Below are 16,050 nucleotides of genomic sequence, written 5' to 3'. Positions count from 1 at the left end.
GTTTGCCTTTTTGAAGGCAAAACCCGACGTACAGTTGTGTAATGGAGTTCCACCATTCTGTATCGAGCGGAGTGACCGTCACACCAAGTGATATTCGTACGATACCTCTTAGTCTTATCAAGGGCATTTCCTTAACATATCTAACCCCAATAATCCGCAGATTGCTCGGTCATTCTGTACGTGTCTCCCAATAAAACATACCCGTATGATATCTTATCACACAGGAGGTGAGAGCCTTATGATGATCAGGAAACAGTTTCTAGCGCAAAATTCCAGTTATAAAACACCGTATTATGTTATTGAAGGTAAAAATCCGGGAGAAACCGTCTTTATTACTGCGGGAATTCACGGCAATGAAATAGCCAGTATCCGTGCGGCCCAGCAATTATTGGATAGGTTGCGTAGAGGAAACTTGAAGATAGAAAAAGGCAAACTCATTCTCGTTCCGACAGTAAATAATCAAGCATATAAAAAACGCATTCGCGGCATTCCTGATTTGAATAGGACTTTTCCTAGGAGCGTGCATAAATCGGCCAAGCATCCGCTCGCTAAAGAGTTGTTTGAATTAGCAAAAAAACATCGCCCCAATTGGTATATTGATCTTCATGAAGCAAACGGGTTGTCTAAAGTAAATCCCAAAAGACTGGGTCAGACACTCATAATCAACCCTGGCAGTAAAGCTCAGCCTACAGTTAGAAGAATTGTGGGCAAGATAAATAGCAGTATCGATATTCCAAAACATCGCTTTAGCTCACGTATTAAACATAAGGAAGGTACAGGGCGTACGGCAGCAAGCCGGCTGCTTCATGCCAAAGCCATAACTGTAGAGACATGCTGGAGCCTGCCCCTATCCAAAAGAGTTCATTATCAAGCTCGTATCATTCATTATTTTCTTGAAGAAGCAAATTTAATGGGGAAGCGTCCTCCAAAAACAAACAACAGAAAGCATGTTAATTATGGTTTTGTTGGGGCAACGCTATTCTAGATCATGTAATGAATGAAGCGTATATCATTATATGCTTAACAATGACGAATAAAATGCAATTATATACAAAAACTTAAAAATCAAAAGCGGGCGTTATCCTCAACAGAGGATATGCCCGCTTTTGGAGATAGCGTATTTTGTCTTTAATAAGCAATCATACTCATGTTCTCGTTTAGTTATATGGAGAAGTATAAGTTAATTCCTACTTAAAGTAGAATACATAAATTAAAGCAATGCCATTTTTTTATTTCACTTTTGAAGCAGCGCGCCGGTAGCATTGCCTGACCCTACGATACATCGTCTTGTCCTTTAATTGATTAAAAATAAAGGGATCCGGTTTGACATTCACCTCAATAATCCAGGGCTTCATACCACGGTCCAGCCCAATATCCACGCCGATTTGCTTCAGGTGAGGGTATTTTTTCTTCATATGACGGGCTATGTGCAGGCTAAGCTCATTCATTTCCCGAACCAGTTCTTTTCTTCGTTTTGGGGATGCATGGGATTCCAACAGCTTATGAACATCCATCGGCTTACCGCCGCTATGATAATTGGTTACGATTTTTTTCGGATGACCAAGGCGACCGATAATGCCGGTAGCTTCCCACTGATGGCTTGGGTTTAACTGGATCATGACCCGGATGTCAAAACGTCTGTTGTTGTGCTTGAGCAGATGGATACCTTTCTGAACTAGATAGCTTTTTTTGCGCACCAGACGTTCTAGACTTGCATGGAACGATTCAAAGTTGTCGAACGTCAGTCGTTTTTGCTCAATTTGGTAGGCAAAACTTTGAGGATTCACCTTCTCTGCTTTAATGACACCCATTCCGTAAGTACCGCTCTCAGGTTTAATGTACACCATACCGTATTTGCTAATCATAGACTTCAGATTGGCCTTGTTATACCTCTGTGTGTCAGGGATAAACGGTTTAATGAAGCTGTTATTGAGAATTACTTTTGTTTTCACCCATTTGCTTCTTAAAGGCTGCAATTTTCCAACCTTCACATTTACCTCTCCCTTCAGCAGATGCAATAGACCTGCGACTTCACCATGACCATGCATTATATGCAGTAATGATAAAGCAACCCTAAGCAAAAGCCCCCCTATTTTAAAAAAGGCATACTCGCTTACGCCCTGACCAAACCGTATTTGTACACATACCATGAAAAAAATGTAATCATTTGTGCAAGGAATGAGGAGATGGAAGTTCAGCGTAGAAGACAGTTAAATCGTGCGCCTATGATCGATGTGCTAATACCTGCTATCGAAAAAGATTTAGGTACCCTTCCCTACGTTATCGATAGCGTTCGCCGTTATGTATAGCATCCGATTGGACACATTTTTATTGAAGATGGGCGGTAACGAACTAGAAACGGATGGTAGGTCAAATGCGAGCGCCAGTAGGCATCTTCCCAGTAATGTGTTGCATTCCAAAAATCGTATAAACGAAAATAGTATACATCCACCTTATTTTGATCAAGCATTCCTTCGATTTCTTCGGCAAAGCGCCGTTCGAACTCCGCATCCAGAAGCGTTGCAGGTCTCACTTTAATTGGAGATTATACTGGAAATGCGGTTGTCCCCCAAACAGACCGTCTTGTCAGCGTTTGGACAGATACTCGCACAGGAACGGAAAACATTTGGTTTGGCGATAATCAATAGACTTCTGCACGATTGAGCGAAGTTTCGCGGATGCCAAAGAGCTCCACGGACTTCACTATTGTCGGTTTCGCAGCAAGAAAAAAGTCTTAGAGCAAGCGCTCATGACCGCTATATGTCAAAAAATCAAGAAGATCGCCCTATCTGGTTAAGCTGGCCAGGTGGGGCGATCTTCTTATATTTTAATACTCAATACTTCAGAAATTCATCCAACTTATTCAAACGAACTCAAAAAACAGAGCTTTGCCAATAGCCTGAAGTGGGTATCCACACTCCTTTTCTTATTTCAGCTGTGTATTTACATAATCGGAGTCAAATAAACCGCAGCTTTCAGGTTTTCTTTTCAATCAGCCGCCTCCATGAGTGAAACCCAAAAGTTGAATGAGGTTTTGTGTGTTAACAAGAACGGAAGTAACAAAAAGCAAACTAGTTGCCAAATAGAGAAGCGGCCTTGTCTTTTTCATCTTCATACACCTCATTAATCAGATTTTGATAGGTTGATTTCGTTTCAGATGAAGCTGCAGCTCTAAAGCGTTCAAACAATCCAACTGATTTAATTATACATGATCTCTTATTGATTTTTGCAGATAATTCCAAACAGTGCAATAAATATTTAAATCCAAACGGATACAGATTACGATTAAAATAATAAGCCGCTAATTCGTGCAAGAAGTCAGCGAAAGCTGTAGCGATCAATTGGTCTGTATATAAACCAATAGTGTGCTGATCCTTTATATAGTCGACGATATATGAATCAAATCGTTCCAGGATATCATCTATTTCGAGATCAAATCGGTTTGCTGCTTCAATAATATTGAACAATCCAGGCAAAACCTCATCTTTATTCGTTTCCATGTAATCGATATACTTCGGAATTACACTTGAATCCCCTGATAGAAGCGTATACGCATAAGTATTGACTCTGGCCCATTCTTTAAATAAATGAAGCCAGTGAAGCGCATCGTTATCTTTTTCCTCTACCCATTCCAAATCAGAGTAAATATTCGTATAATGCAACGCCTGCTTATAATCTTTCCTTGCCTCACATACACAAGCACGGAGAAGATTGGCATATGCACAATAAAAGAATAATGGTCTCCCAGGCTTTTTGGAAGTTTCTCTTTTTTTGATTTGATGTGCTAATTTATATTGAATCCTTCCCTTACACTCCAAAATTACCGCCAATTCCTCAACCTTATCCCAATTATAAAGTGCACGGTAAATGTTTGCCAAATCCTTCAATGCATCCAGTTGATCTATTTCATCCAGACGCTCTACATATGGTTCAAACTGATGGGATAGCAGCATATTGTGAGACTGGTTATTGCCAAGCCTAATCTTAAATAGGCGATATTGGCACAAGGCCAACCGTTCAGAATGCTGATTTCGTTCGCTCATAGCCACATTTTCGTAAAGAATCGCCGCCGCTTCATGTTTGCCTATTTCAAACAATTCCTCAGCCAGATCAAACAAAAGCGGGGAGTATAACAAATTATCGAGCAGTAAAGCCACAACTTCGCGTATATGATCTAACTTGTCCAGTTCGGCACAATTATGTATAAAAGGTCTTACTCTTCGCCAGTCAGGGTTCATCTCCTGAAGATAATCCCGAATATAGGTCTTATAAAAATGCCCTTTTGAAAGCCCCATTGCTCCAGTTATCCGATCCATTTGATCGACCGCCAGCGGACGTGCACCGCTTAGAACTGCGCTAATAGTTCCCGTGTTGATCTCGGATCTCCTTGCCAATTGTGTAAGGTTTAGATTATTCTGCTGCATAAATTTATTAATTTCTGCGATAATCGTGGTTGTCTGAATCATTCAAACCCCCCCTATTAGGACCATGCAGACTAGGAACCCCAAATTATAAATTTTCTTTTTGATCAACGGTCAATTTCTACTAATAATCTATTACAAATGTTACCATTTGTCAATAAAATACATTTTGAGGGTTGATTTTAAGATAAATCCAGAAGTCTAGCTCAAAACGGAAAACGACGAAAAAGATGCTTCTGTTTAAGTGTTATGATAACTGTTGTGCAATTGGCAAAGTTAGACATAACCAATTATAAGTTCAGTCGAGGGGAGGACCAAGCAATCCTGTAGTTAGTTTCCCCTGAAAAAATCAGGACTGGAGCAAAAATAAAAAGGAATTCAAACACTTAAAACGGAAATTGTTATTGACCAGATAACAATGCGTTTTGAGGTGAGTTGAATTCCCTTTGTTCATGAATTCAACATAACCTCGGAAATTCCTTTTGAGGTGATGAAAGTGTTGAAACTTCGTGAAGAACAGTTGACCTTATGGGATACCATCATTCCAGAATCTGTATGGTCACTGCCCGAACTAACAAAAGTCGATGCGCTACTTAACGATAAGCGATTTATGCAGCCCTTCATAGAAAAGCACAACACCCGACGAGGTCGTCCTACAAAACAATTGAATCCTTCCTGCGATTAATGTACTTGAAACGTCGGTACAACTTTGGTTACGAGACACTCGTTCAGGAAGTCGGTGACAGCCTCACTTGGCGTCGTTTTTGCCGGATCTCTATTGACGAGAAGATGCCGGATTCCACGACTTTAATCAAAGCTCGCAAACGCTACGGCGATGAATGGGTGGAACAACTAATGGAGATATTGGATCGAGAAAAAAGACGGTTGAGTAAAATTCTCAACCGTCTTTTCTTGTATGTACAAACCATGAGAGAGGTTATTTGAAAAATTATCTATCTCCCTTAACCACAGCCAAAGAATTTGCAATTTTTTGCAAGTATTCTATAACTGCGTCTTCTTTGATATGCTTACCATTTATTTTATCAATGACGATCATGTAGTTCCTCTCTTCTTTATCAAACCGCAATACATAAAATAATTTGCCATCCTTGTATTCAGCTTTTGTTCCATCACTTAAAGAGACGGCGTAACTCCCGCTTAATTTGGAATTCTCAATTTGAGCATTAACGTGAACACGGATTTTCTGATTATCACTTACATATTCCGTTTTTAGGACAGATCCACATCCTACAATACGTACACTTTTTAAAGTTGCATCAAATGGTAACCATGTTGGCATTAATACAGGACTCGAAGAAGCCGTTAATTCTTTATATTCTGTAACAGCTTTTTCAAGAGTATCAAAAAATGTTATCGGATAGCACTCCCCATTCGCTTTTGGCGATGCCAAAACATAGGAAGTATCTGTCAGCCCAACCAATGCAACTAATGCTAAAGAACACTTCATGAGAAACTTCTTCATAAATATCCTCCTCCAAGCCGGCTTTCAGTACTTTCTGTTGATATGATTATTCCCTATAATCCCCTTATCTCATCTTTATTATTAATGATTTGTTTAGATACCCACCCTGCGAATGTGGATAGCCCTTCCTGTTAGTAGAACCTAGTGCTTATAGAGGTTCGCTCACAATATGACGAGCGGCAACTGATTCGGACAATGTCAGCTTATCTCCGCCCCATCTCATATACGCTATCTATCCGCTTACAAACGCTACTCTCCCGATGAGGCTGGAGTTATAATTTTTTAATATTAATGTACTATATACCGACTTGAACCAACATGGTAGTATGTGGAATAACATGGTAAATATCTCAAAAATATATTTTGTAGGGAGGATGGAATTAGTGAAGAAATTGCTTACCGCTACACTTTCTCTAGTAATTTTATTCGGAGCAGTTCCATTAGCAGGTGCAGATGAAATAGCTGAAGATGAACAAATTGTTCCTTTTCGCGAGAGTACCCCTGTGAAAATCGAAGCTGACATATTTGAAAGTATTGTTAGTAACTCTATAGAACAATCAGCTTATGAAATTAGTTCAAATGAGAAGAATTTTGAGTCTAAAATGGATGAACTTAGTAGGATAAATTCAGAACTGCTTTTAGCTGAAGCGATAGAGGAAAAAGGTATTTCAGGAGAGCTTCCGTTCACAGTAGAAGCAAAACGAGAAGAGTACAATAGGGTTGAGGCTGAATTGGTTTCTATGGGGATGAAAAAGTTGAACAATAATGAGGTGAAGACGTTATTAGAAAATGAAGGGAAATACTCAATCAATGCCATACCAGAGTTTCCAGAAGTACCTGACAGTACGAGTTCAAATACTTGGTATTCGAAAGGACCTTCTAGGACTTACGATAGTAAGACCAAACAATACTATAATGTTTATTCTATCTATGCTGTACCTAAAAATTTAACAAGTAGTATGGCGGATAGAGTAGACTTCGATATGTGGTATAAACAGGACAATGCCGAAAGACTTTTAAACAAATTAATCTCTATTTATGCTCAAAAAATTGTTGCTACTGTTAGGGCAATTTCTTGGTACCCTTGGGAGCTGCTTTGGCCAGATGGAGGTCAACCGGAGAGTCTTTCAGGTTCTGATTATAATATTTATGGCTCTGCGGCTACAACAGTTTGCTTTGCATTTGTAAAACCTGAGAAAAAAGAAGATACCTATTATCATTTAACACTCACATCACACTCATTAAGTCTAGCTGTTTTGCATAATTTAAGAGGAGTTGGGAAAAATGGTGAGGCTATTGCGGTATCAATACCTACATACGATACTATTCAATCAAGTTACTGGGAGTCGGTAATACGTGCCCGGCAGTTTTATATTGAGTCACAGACCGCCGGACATGTAGTTAGTGCCATTCCTACACTTAAGTACTACAGCGGAACACACAGTGACCCTGATCAGGATATTATTAAAGAATACTATCCACCTATGGCTTCTTTTATGGCAGATGTATATTAATAAATAGTTATTGCTGAATAGAAAACTGAAAATTATCAGTTTTCTATTCTTTATTTTGTATTTATCCATATTTATATACAAAAAGGAGGCTCTTAATGAGTAAGAAGGGGACAGTTACATTTATATTAATCATTTGTGTAGTAAGTACTATTGTATTGCTTTTAATCTACATACGTCCTATCTCAGTGGACATAAAACTAAATGGAGTTCGTTACTCAACGGTTTTGAATGATGAGTCTATTATCCAAACTGAAACTGTCGTTATGCAAGGGACTTTAAAAAGAAAGTTGAATGGCGAGCGTACCTTTTCAGGTACTTTAGGTAGTGGAAAAAATGAGTTAGAGTTACAAAAAAATATGAGGAAAGTAGATATTCTGTTTGATCCTGAGGGGTATGGTAAGATGATGTCAACACAAGTTAATCAACAGGCTGATTGGAAGCCTGAGAACTACAGATATGGTATCATTTTTGCAGATTTTAATAGAAAAGAATTAACAATTCAATTGAATGAATTAAACGAAAAAAGTGTTGAACGGTGGGTTCAGGGCGAAGGAAACTTAATAACTGCACCAGCTTCTAACAAAGCCGACGCGTTGAAAATATCCAACAGACTTATGGAGAATTTCGTAAACTTAGAAAAAAAACAATAACGAAGGTCTTCCCATTTACGTATAGGAGCGTAGATTTCAATTGAGTCCTTCATAATGAATCCTCCAAAATAAATAATTATATTTACAAATATATACCAAACGGTTTATAACTTGTAAATAGGTAGTATTTTGAACAAAGGATTTTTTTCTGAGCATTGGCAAGATATTTGACGTGGGTAGCCAAGCAAAGGTTAAACAATCGGTGCCTACACCAGAAGGGACAGTATTTGTGATTATGGCAGTAAGAGAATATGCAAAAAGAAGGTTCCAAACCCGAAGTGGGGACACCAACAAGAATTAGAGTTGTCTATGACAAGAGCACACAAGATTATGGGGGGGAGTGCAATGGACAAATGGGAAAAACAAGAAAAAAATAAGTTTGAAGAGTATAAACGTAAGCCTTTCATCAATTTTGCTGATTCGATGAATCGTGCTGAGATCGGTGATTGGAACGCCTTAGCAAAGGGCGGTTATTTGACTACCATAGTCATCATTGTAGGACTTCTTCTTTTCTTATACTTTAGATAGAGCTTGTGGTTCCCAAAGAGTTAAAGCCATTCTAATAGTGAGGTGTTTTATGGGTACAAAATATAAGCATATAATCTGTTTGACATGGGGATACAGATTTCCATATTCTGATTCAGACTCATGTGTATTATTTGCGGTTTATATCCTGAAGGCAATCCGAAATACGATCGAATACTCGAAGATATTTATTTTGAAGGCGATACTGGAGCTAATTGTTATAAAATTATCGAAGGCATTAAGGAAAATTTTCCACAAAAAAATTGTGGAAATATCGAGCTACTAAAAAGTTAAGCCAAACCGGTTTATATCAAGCTGAATTTAGACATCCATTAGATATTAAAACTGGAAGTTTAGATAATCTTACTAGTCGTCAGGGTAATATTTTGAGAAGAGTTATTAGCAAGGAGAGAAATTCAGAAGCATACGCGGAAATGATAATTGATGAATTAAATCAAATTTTAGCCGAGCCTGATTACTGGTTAGGGGAAGGAAAAAATTTGGCATTAAAAAAGTTTCGCGAAGAAACAATAAACCTTTTTATACCCCAACTAAGCCAAGGTAAATATTTTTAGAATTAAATCAAGTTGGGATCTGATTCATTATTAAACCCTTCTATAAAATAATGATGTGATCAACAAAGAATTTATTAAGATAAAATGATGTCATAAAATTAAGAGGACCAGCTTATGAACTGGTCTTTTTTTTTCTCTATAAAAATTTTAAAGCCTTCGTTCTACATACCTCCGTGATGACCTAACACATGGAAAATTAATGGAAAAGAAATAACAATTAATGAGAAACTTGCCAACAGGAGTTTTGCTTATGATCGGCACGACTTTGCTTTCTGTAGCGAAGCGGAAAGCCTCCTTCAGGTCGGACCGCTTTCAGGATTGTTCTACTAGTTCGAAAAGACGTGCTAAGAAACACGTCTTTTTCTGTAGAAAAGGATCAGGAATGAATCTCAGTCTTATGGACATGCGGCCGCGGCAGAAAAAGAAGACGGTGAAAGCGGAGTTGATATGATAAGTATAGGTGAATGAGTAGGGGCTAATTATTTTCCTCATTCACTATTGCATGAATTACATGATAAATCATCTTTTGCTTAGCATCGCTTTGTTGGAGCATGAGTGTTAAGCTATCCCAGACCCACTTTTTCTGGTAAAGATACTCTTCATGATCGTTTTCGAGTAGCGCAAATATGCTGATATCAAGTGCTTCAGCGATTTTAACAAGCGTTTGGATTCGTACATTTTTTTCTCCGCGTTCTAACCGCCCTATGTATGTGCCTGTTGAGCCAATGCAATCTGCTAATTGTTCCTGAGTCAAATGCTTGGCCAAACGGTATAAGCGGATTTTTGCACCGATATGTTGCATTATATTTAACATAACTACACCTCTTAGTCAGTGTAGACGATGGAATGCTTTAAGTTGGAGGCCTTATAGAGTCAAATTAATAAATAAGATTGATGTTTTAGGAATGGTTAGGTATAATTTTCCATAGACCTCCATTTTTTTTACGAAAATCATATGTTAATACAACCAAGGTTCTTATCCAAATTGTTAGCCAAATCTATATAGAATAAACAATTTTCCTGTTTTGTTCTATTAGGGGAGGGATACCAGATCCAATTGTGCAGTACTATTCGCCAGAAGGATATTTTTATTTTTTGGTACAGTTGCTTATTACAGGTTCTCTTGGTCGATTGCATAATTCATCGAGAAAAGATCAAAAAACTGCGATATGGATGATGTAAATGGAACTGGGTAATCAATCGTTAAGTAGCTTATTCCATGAACGACTAGGGAGAGAGTGTGACCTAAAGTTCATAAAACATCTTTAGTGTTAAAATTATACATTTCAGGACACTTTAATTGACTGCAGGTAAATTATGCCTTATATTATTTTTAGGAATAAAATGGGGTAGGAGGTAATTTCAGTGAGTGAATTACGCCTGGATGATTTGAAAATCGATTCCCTGGTTGATCTGTTAAAAGCCACATATGCCCTGGAAGATTGGGACAAGATGATCGAAATAGCGAATAAGCTTCACTTGTCTGCACTAGGACTTGAAGAGGAAAAAACAACCAAACACAAAACCTATGACAGGCATCCAATCTATTATTTTGGATTTAGCCAACTGGCAAAAGGCGTTGCGCTGCAGAATAAGGGGCTATATAAAGAAGCAAAGGCCCTTATCGAGAAGTACAGCGATCTATCCTGGTTAGATGACGGAAGCAAGGAAGCCCGCGAAGAAATTAATTTTTTTAAAATGTTCGCCAAAGCAAACATGTTCGCTGTAAACGTGCTTCAAGGCAATTTAGAATATCTGGATCCATATGTTCAATTCCTGAGAGAATCTAGAATTGATGAGTTGATGCCAGGATTACTTAACATTACCGAAGCAGCAATAAAACATAATTTCGATGTTGAAGAGATATTAGAATCTTTTGAAAACGATATAAATAAGGCAATCGAATATTACAAACAACGGCGAGCATTATACCTGATGAAAGTATTCTATAGATTATCGCTGTATTACTTTGTTCGTCAGCAATACAGTGTTGCAATAGACAAAACATTTCAAGGTTTGGAATTATCTGATATACTAAAAGACACAGTAGCGTTCAAAAAGTTTACTGCTCTGTTTGAGTCATTTAGAGAACATGCCAACGAAGATCAGCAAAAGCGGTACATTGTTTTCATGAATGAAACTCTCAAGGAGGAATTAAGCAATGAAAAAGGCATTTTTTTCGATGGTCGTCGTATTGGGATTAATTAGTGTTGTCGTAGCACCTGTTGTACCGAGTACGCCCGGAACAATAACTGCAAATCATGGGTTGGAACATTAAGCTGGCTGGATAGCTTTCACTGGAGACCGGAACCCGGAAGGGGGCCGGTTTCTTTTTTTATGCCCGCTTGAAAATTACCCCAAATTACGGAGATCGGTGTAAAACAAATGGAAGTTTATACCGATATACATAAGAAAGGGTTTTGTCATTCCTTTATCCTATACATCTCCAACGGTTAGTGCAAGAAAGGACGTACCTGCGCAGCTTAGACAGCGATTGCTTTCTCGACGGTTTTATCGGGATGGGGTCGCTGTTTTTTGTAACTGTCGGGGTGTTGGCTGGGGGGAGCGGCGGAAGTTGTTAGGTCTTAAGCGAGTACATATGGCGAAAGAGGTGCTTAAATGACCAACTTTATCGATGAGCAGTTTCTGAGGATGATTCAGGAGGAAGAACAGCAGGAACAAGAACGGGTTCGGGAGAATCGGCTTTCCATTCCGGAGGTAACAAGAGCGGTTCTTGCCGGGGAGCTGGAACTTGAAAAGGAAAGCATTGAGTTTACTGTAACGGAGGTGGTCCCGGGGCAGGTAGCCTTGCGTTTGCCGGTGTCTTTTAGCGAAATGCCAGAGGCCTATGCGAAAATCAAATACCCGTCCGAACGGCGTCCCAAGCTGATTTACACCAATGATACCCTGACGGTCAATGTGACGGTCAATCCTACGGAGAATCGGCTGTTTGACGATGAGATGGAGGTGTATCAGGCGGAATTGCTGAAGATGCTGAAACGCATGCAGCCCAATGCCTCCTGGTTGTCCAACGGGGTGTTTGCGTTGGGCGAGGTTGAACCGGAAGCAGGACAGCATTCCCAGGGACGACCCGTGCAGACGGAACAACAGGGCAAAAAACGGGCCGGATATTACGAGTTTGTTTCCCCGGCGATGGACGGGAACATTTATAACTTGACTTTTTTTATGGCCTGGGAAGAAAAAGGGCTTTTCTTCGGGGTGAATTGCATGGAAAAAGAGATGAAGTTATGGCGTCCGATCGCCCACGGTATGATGGCATCCTTACAGGTGATTGGCCAGGAACACAAAGGGGAGGGATAAGGCATGGAACAGACGCTGAATTCGTACATTGTGATCGAACCGTTTGAGCTGGAGCGGTTGCAGGAACTGAAGATCGACAAGCGGATGAACGAGCATGTCAAACTGACGTTTAAAGGGATCGTTCCGGAGAGCCGTAAAGACAGTTACGTGCAAATGGCTGACGCGCAGACGGAGATCGTGGTGAAGGAGGTCGATGAGCAAGGCAAGCGGGTGACGCTGTTCCACGGCATGATTCTGGATGTTGAAATCCAGATGGCTCAAGGGGTGCACTTCATTTCCGTGGATGCGGTGTCAAACACCTATAAGCTGGACTTACAGCCGGTGGACCGGTCTTTTCAGCAAATCGGTTTGGCCTACCGGTCCTTGATGAATCAAGTCATCGGCGCCTATCCCCAGGCGGACTTAATCGATTACGCGTCGAACGGGTCCTCGCTGGAGAGCATGATTTTGCAGTATCAAGAAAGCGATTGGCAACTGCTTAAGCGGCTGGCTTCGCATTTTCATACGGGGATTGTCCCCGCTGCCATGGATGAGCGGATCTTGTGTTATGTCGGGCTGCCCGAGCTCGGCAGCAAAGGCAAGCTGACCGTGCACAATTACCGCGTTCAAAAACGGATGGACCTGTATCAGCAGGCGCAGCGTGCCCGTATTCCAGGGGTCTCGCAGCATGATTTTGTGTTCTATGAAGTGGAGTCGCCGCAGGTGCTGGATGTCGGGCATGAGGTGGAGTTTAACGGGAAAAAGCTGCTTGTGAGCCAGGTCGGGATGGTCCTGGAACAAGGGGTTTTAAAACGCAGATATACGTTAGCCAGAGAAGGCGGGTTGGTGATCCCGAAACAGTATAACACCATGATCGTCGGTGCTTCGGTCCAGGGGCAAGTCCTCGCCGTAAGCAAGGATACGGTCAAGGTACATCTGAACATGGATTCAGCTCAGGATGAAGGAACGGCCTGCTGGCTACCGTACTCGACGATTTACGCATCTGCGGACAATGCCGGATGGTACTTCATGCCAGAGCAGGGGGATAATGTGCGGATTTATTTTCCGACGCATGAGGAGAAGGACGCCTTTGCCACCAGTTCAGTGGCGAAATCCGGAAGTTCCGGCGGCGGCGCTTCGGGTGGTGGAGCAGCCGGTTCGGGCGTAGGCGCGGCGAGAGCGGGGACTAGCGGCTCTGGCGGTTCGGCCGGCGCGGGAGGCAGCGATCCGATGCAGGACCCGGAAATCAAAACGCTCAAGACGAAGAACGGAAAAATGATCGTGCTGGCACCGGATTACATTATGATTTCCGGGGACGGTGTATCGATTCTGCTGGAGGATGAGAACGGCATCACCTTGACCAGCAGCAAGGATATTAAAGTGACCGCGACAGAAAATGTGATTTTGCAGTCAAAGAACATTACGCTGGCGGCGAGCGAGAAGGTGGAGATGAGCTGCAAGGACAGCTCGCTGGTGATCGAAAACGATGTCGTGCTGAAAGGAAATCAGGTGCGAAACAATTAGGACAGGGGGGAAGAGCTTGACGGATCCGGTAGTAGAACAGGAGATTGCCGCACTGCGGGACGCGCTGCTGCTTAAAGCCGACGGGATTTGGCGCAGCGGGATGATGGAGCCGCATTCCGCCGAGCTGATCGAAGCGTTTCGCAAGCTCTGCTTGCGTATCCGCGAGCAGCAGGTAGGCGGGACGAAAGCTGGAATCGCCTTTATTCATTTTTCTTATTTGCGGTCCTGGCTGCTGCAGGGGAAGCTGGTTTACAGCCTGGAAGCTTACGATGACCGCTGGTATGTGGACCGAAGCGAGTGTATGGAGCTGGTTGAACTGCCTTGGTTGCACTTGTTTTTACAGGACTTTAAGCAAGAATTGCGTAAAAAACTGCTCAGAATTATGCCTGAGCTGGACCAGGATGCGATCCTGCTGCGGGAGATCGCGGTTCTTCACCAGTTTGTAAGAGAGTGGATACGGCGGATTGTGCCGCGGCTGCTAGACCTGCCGGAATTCCGGCTGGTGGAGCGGGCCGATGTGCTTAGATTCCGCACCGGGGAGTATAAGGACTTCAGTGAACAGATTTGGATGGAAGACGTTTCGGAGAAGGATGCGGCGGTCCTGAAGCGCTGGCTGGAGCAAAAATTGCCGAATGTTTATATGAACAGCGACTTCCGTGGATTGAATTTGAGCGGAGGGAGTTATGAAGACATCGATCTGCGCTACAGCCACTGCACGGGGAGCGATTTTAGCGGTTCGCGGTTGCAGCGAAGCGTCTGTATCGGCACCGATTTTAGCGGCAGCAACCTGAGTGGCGCCGACTTAAGCCAAAGTTTGCTGTACGATGCCGATTTCAGCGGAAGCGATCTGCGCGGTGCCCGGTTTACGGAAGCTGTGGGCGGGGAACGGTTTATCCACGAGGGGATGGTGCTGGGGTTTGGCGGCGTCCGGTTTAACGATGCCAACCTGGAGGGAGCGAGCCTGCTGTATGCCGATTTGGGCGGGGCTGATTTTCAGGGCGCAAATTTAGCCGGGGTTACGGTGATGAAACAAGATTCCATGAAATGGCAGCTCAGCGAGGAGCAAAAGCGCAGCATCATCTGGATGGAGGAAGACGAAAACGGCGTTCCCGTACCGGCTGGGGGATAAGAAGGGAAGGTGGCTATGCATTATTTTTTACTGGAGCAGGATGAACGGAGCAAGCCGCTGCTGGTGATCGGCGGCCAGCGGGATAGCGATAGCGGCAGCGGTAACGGTGGGCAGGAATACAACAGTTTGTATGTCCGGGAGGAAGCGGAAGTCGAGTTTATCGATTACGTGGAGGGGCCACGGCGTCTGGTGTCCAACCGGATGAAGCAACTGCTGGAATTATATGAATTCGGCTTGGGCTGGACTTCCGTTATTCTAACGGCAAAAGAAGCAAAGCGGCAAGAGCTGTACTGGTTTTTGGAACCGAAAGAACGGGATGTGTTATCGAAAAAAAGCAAGCGCGATCAGTTCGGCAGGGTGACCGCGTTGGTCCTGGACGGAAATCGGCTGCGGCGGGAGCGGTTGTTTTGCGCGGAAGGGCATGTGGTTGTCCATCTGGACGTAGCCGAAAGCCTGCTGCGCCGGGCTTATACGGGGCTGCGTTTGATTCCGGTGGAAGTGGACGGTGGATTGGACATCTTAAGGAACCAGAAGGGGGCTAAATGATGGTATCTGCAAAAATGGCACGCACCGTCGTGCAGGAAGGGGCCAGCGAGGAGTTCAGCTACGTGGTGCGTGGAGCGATGCTGCGTTGCGCGTGCGGCAGTCATCCGAACATGCTGAATTTACCTACATGCCACGGCATGTATATCAAAGGCCAGCCGCTGATGAATGTGGCCGACAGCAAGGTCGACGATAATATTTCCACCTTCGGGGTCTGCGATGCGAGAGACAAGCCGTGTGAGCCGGAGGTGCATATGGAGTGGGTAAACGGCAAGCCGGACCTCTTGGTCGAGGGCAAACCCGCGCTGCTGAGCTGCTCTTACGTCAATTGTGTGCATCATGAGAATGGCATTATTTATGTGGAAGACGACGGTCAGAAATAAAAG

15 protein-coding genes and 3 pseudogenes are annotated in these 16,050 nt (G+C 42.6%); 14 read left to right on the top strand and 4 right to left on the bottom strand.

What is annotated here, in order from left to right:
* The first annotated feature begins 238 nt into the window (after window positions 1-238).
* Window positions 239-985, top strand: a complete 747-nt coding sequence (locus DYE26_RS11865) for a succinylglutamate desuccinylase/aspartoacylase family protein (protein WP_063836318.1) — start codon at window positions 239-241, stop codon at window positions 983-985.
* A 244-nt stretch (window positions 986-1,229) separates the two neighbouring features.
* On the opposite strand, the gene DYE26_RS11860 is transcribed toward DYE26_RS11865, so the two are convergent.
* Window positions 1,230-1,991, bottom strand: a complete 762-nt coding sequence (locus DYE26_RS11860) for a YheC/YheD family protein (protein ID WP_036628448.1) — start codon at window positions 1,989-1,991, stop codon at window positions 1,230-1,232.
* A 195-nt stretch (window positions 1,992-2,186) separates the two neighbouring features.
* Here DYE26_RS11860 and DYE26_RS34845 point away from each other — a divergent pair.
* A pseudogene (locus tag DYE26_RS34845) lies at window positions 2,187-2,306 on the top strand (DUF6492 family protein); the annotation flags it as partial.
* Window positions 2,307-2,656: 350 nt separating this feature from the next.
* Window positions 2,657-2,797, top strand: a pseudogene (locus DYE26_RS11850) (transposase); the annotation flags it as partial.
* A 274-nt stretch (window positions 2,798-3,071) separates the two neighbouring features.
* Here the strand turns inward: DYE26_RS11850 and DYE26_RS11845 are convergent.
* Entirely contained in the window at window positions 3,072-4,466 is a 1,395-nt protein-coding gene (locus tag DYE26_RS11845; RefSeq protein ID WP_036624201.1) for a helix-turn-helix domain-containing protein, read from the bottom strand.
* Window positions 4,467-4,917: 451 nt separating this feature from the next.
* Between DYE26_RS11845 and DYE26_RS11840 the strand changes: the two are divergent.
* Window positions 4,918-5,288 (top strand): annotated as a pseudogene (locus DYE26_RS11840) (transposase); the annotation flags it as partial.
* A gap of 82 nt (window positions 5,289-5,370) precedes the next feature.
* Here DYE26_RS11840 and DYE26_RS11835 read toward each other — a convergent pair.
* Window positions 5,371-5,904 (bottom strand): hypothetical protein, encoded by a 534-nt coding sequence (locus DYE26_RS11835; RefSeq protein ID WP_036624200.1) that lies wholly within the window; start codon window positions 5,902-5,904, stop codon window positions 5,371-5,373.
* A gap of 383 nt (window positions 5,905-6,287) precedes the next feature.
* On the opposite strand from DYE26_RS11835, the gene DYE26_RS11830 reads away from it, so the two are divergent.
* The 4 genes from DYE26_RS11830 to DYE26_RS33115 all read left to right on the top strand — a co-directional run bounded on the left by DYE26_RS11830 (window position 6,288) and on the right by DYE26_RS33115 (window position 9,168).
* Window positions 6,288-7,418 carry a hypothetical protein gene (locus DYE26_RS11830; protein WP_036624198.1) on the top strand — a complete coding sequence of 377 codons (1,131 nt, stop codon included), beginning with the start codon at window positions 6,288-6,290 and terminating at the stop codon, window positions 7,416-7,418.
* A 95-nt stretch (window positions 7,419-7,513) separates the two neighbouring features.
* Window positions 7,514-8,068 carry a hypothetical protein gene (locus DYE26_RS11825; protein ID WP_036624197.1) on the top strand — a complete coding sequence of 185 codons (555 nt, stop codon included), beginning with the start codon at window positions 7,514-7,516 and terminating at the stop codon, window positions 8,066-8,068.
* A 345-nt stretch (window positions 8,069-8,413) separates the two neighbouring features.
* Window positions 8,414-8,596, top strand: coding sequence for a hypothetical protein (locus tag DYE26_RS11820; protein ID WP_036624196.1), 183 nt, complete (start codon window positions 8,414-8,416; stop codon window positions 8,594-8,596).
* A gap of 260 nt (window positions 8,597-8,856) precedes the next feature.
* On the top strand, window positions 8,857-9,168 hold the full coding sequence (locus DYE26_RS33115; RefSeq protein ID WP_127463416.1) for a hypothetical protein: 312 nt from the start codon (window positions 8,857-8,859) through the stop codon (window positions 9,166-9,168).
* 475 nt (window positions 9,169-9,643) lie between these two features.
* Here DYE26_RS33115 and DYE26_RS11810 read toward each other — a convergent pair whose 3' ends face one another.
* Window positions 9,644-9,982 (bottom strand): helix-turn-helix domain-containing protein, encoded by a 339-nt coding sequence (locus tag DYE26_RS11810; protein WP_051985576.1) that lies wholly within the window; start codon window positions 9,980-9,982, stop codon window positions 9,644-9,646.
* Window positions 9,983-10,533: 551 nt separating this feature from the next.
* On the opposite strand from DYE26_RS11810, the gene DYE26_RS11805 reads away from it, so the two are divergent.
* The 6 genes from DYE26_RS11805 to DYE26_RS11780 all read left to right on the top strand — a co-directional run bounded on the left by DYE26_RS11805 (window position 10,534) and on the right by DYE26_RS11780 (window position 16,047).
* Window positions 10,534-11,376, top strand: a complete 843-nt coding sequence (locus DYE26_RS11805; RefSeq protein ID WP_036624193.1) for a hypothetical protein — start codon at window positions 10,534-10,536, stop codon at window positions 11,374-11,376.
* Window positions 11,377-11,787: 411 nt separating this feature from the next.
* Window positions 11,788-12,489 (top strand): hypothetical protein, encoded by a 702-nt coding sequence (locus DYE26_RS11800; protein ID WP_036624192.1) that lies wholly within the window; start codon window positions 11,788-11,790, stop codon window positions 12,487-12,489.
* Between the two features lie 3 nt (window positions 12,490-12,492).
* On the top strand, window positions 12,493-13,992 hold the full coding sequence (locus DYE26_RS11795; RefSeq protein ID WP_036624191.1) for a phage baseplate assembly protein V: 1,500 nt from the start codon (window positions 12,493-12,495) through the stop codon (window positions 13,990-13,992).
* A gap of 16 nt (window positions 13,993-14,008) precedes the next feature.
* A complete protein-coding gene (locus DYE26_RS11790; protein WP_036624190.1) occupies window positions 14,009-15,121 on the top strand; it encodes a pentapeptide repeat-containing protein in 1,113 nt (370 codons plus the stop codon).
* A gap of 15 nt (window positions 15,122-15,136) precedes the next feature.
* Window positions 15,137-15,667 carry a hypothetical protein gene (locus DYE26_RS11785; protein WP_051985575.1) on the top strand — a complete coding sequence of 177 codons (531 nt, stop codon included), beginning with the start codon at window positions 15,137-15,139 and terminating at the stop codon, window positions 15,665-15,667.
* A complete protein-coding gene (locus tag DYE26_RS11780) occupies window positions 15,667-16,047 on the top strand; it encodes a DUF4280 domain-containing protein (RefSeq protein WP_051985574.1) in 381 nt (126 codons plus the stop codon). The genes DYE26_RS11785 and DYE26_RS11780 overlap by 1 nt, the downstream gene beginning before the upstream one ends.
* Window positions 16,048-16,050: the final 3 nt, after the last annotated feature.

Source organism: Paenibacillus macerans, from assembly GCF_900454495.1.
In the GTDB taxonomy this organism is placed as follows: domain Bacteria; phylum Bacillota; class Bacilli; order Paenibacillales; family Paenibacillaceae; genus Fontibacillus; species Fontibacillus macerans.
The sequence above is the reverse complement of the archived record's forward strand: the minus strand, read 5'-3'. Positions and strand labels throughout refer to the sequence as shown.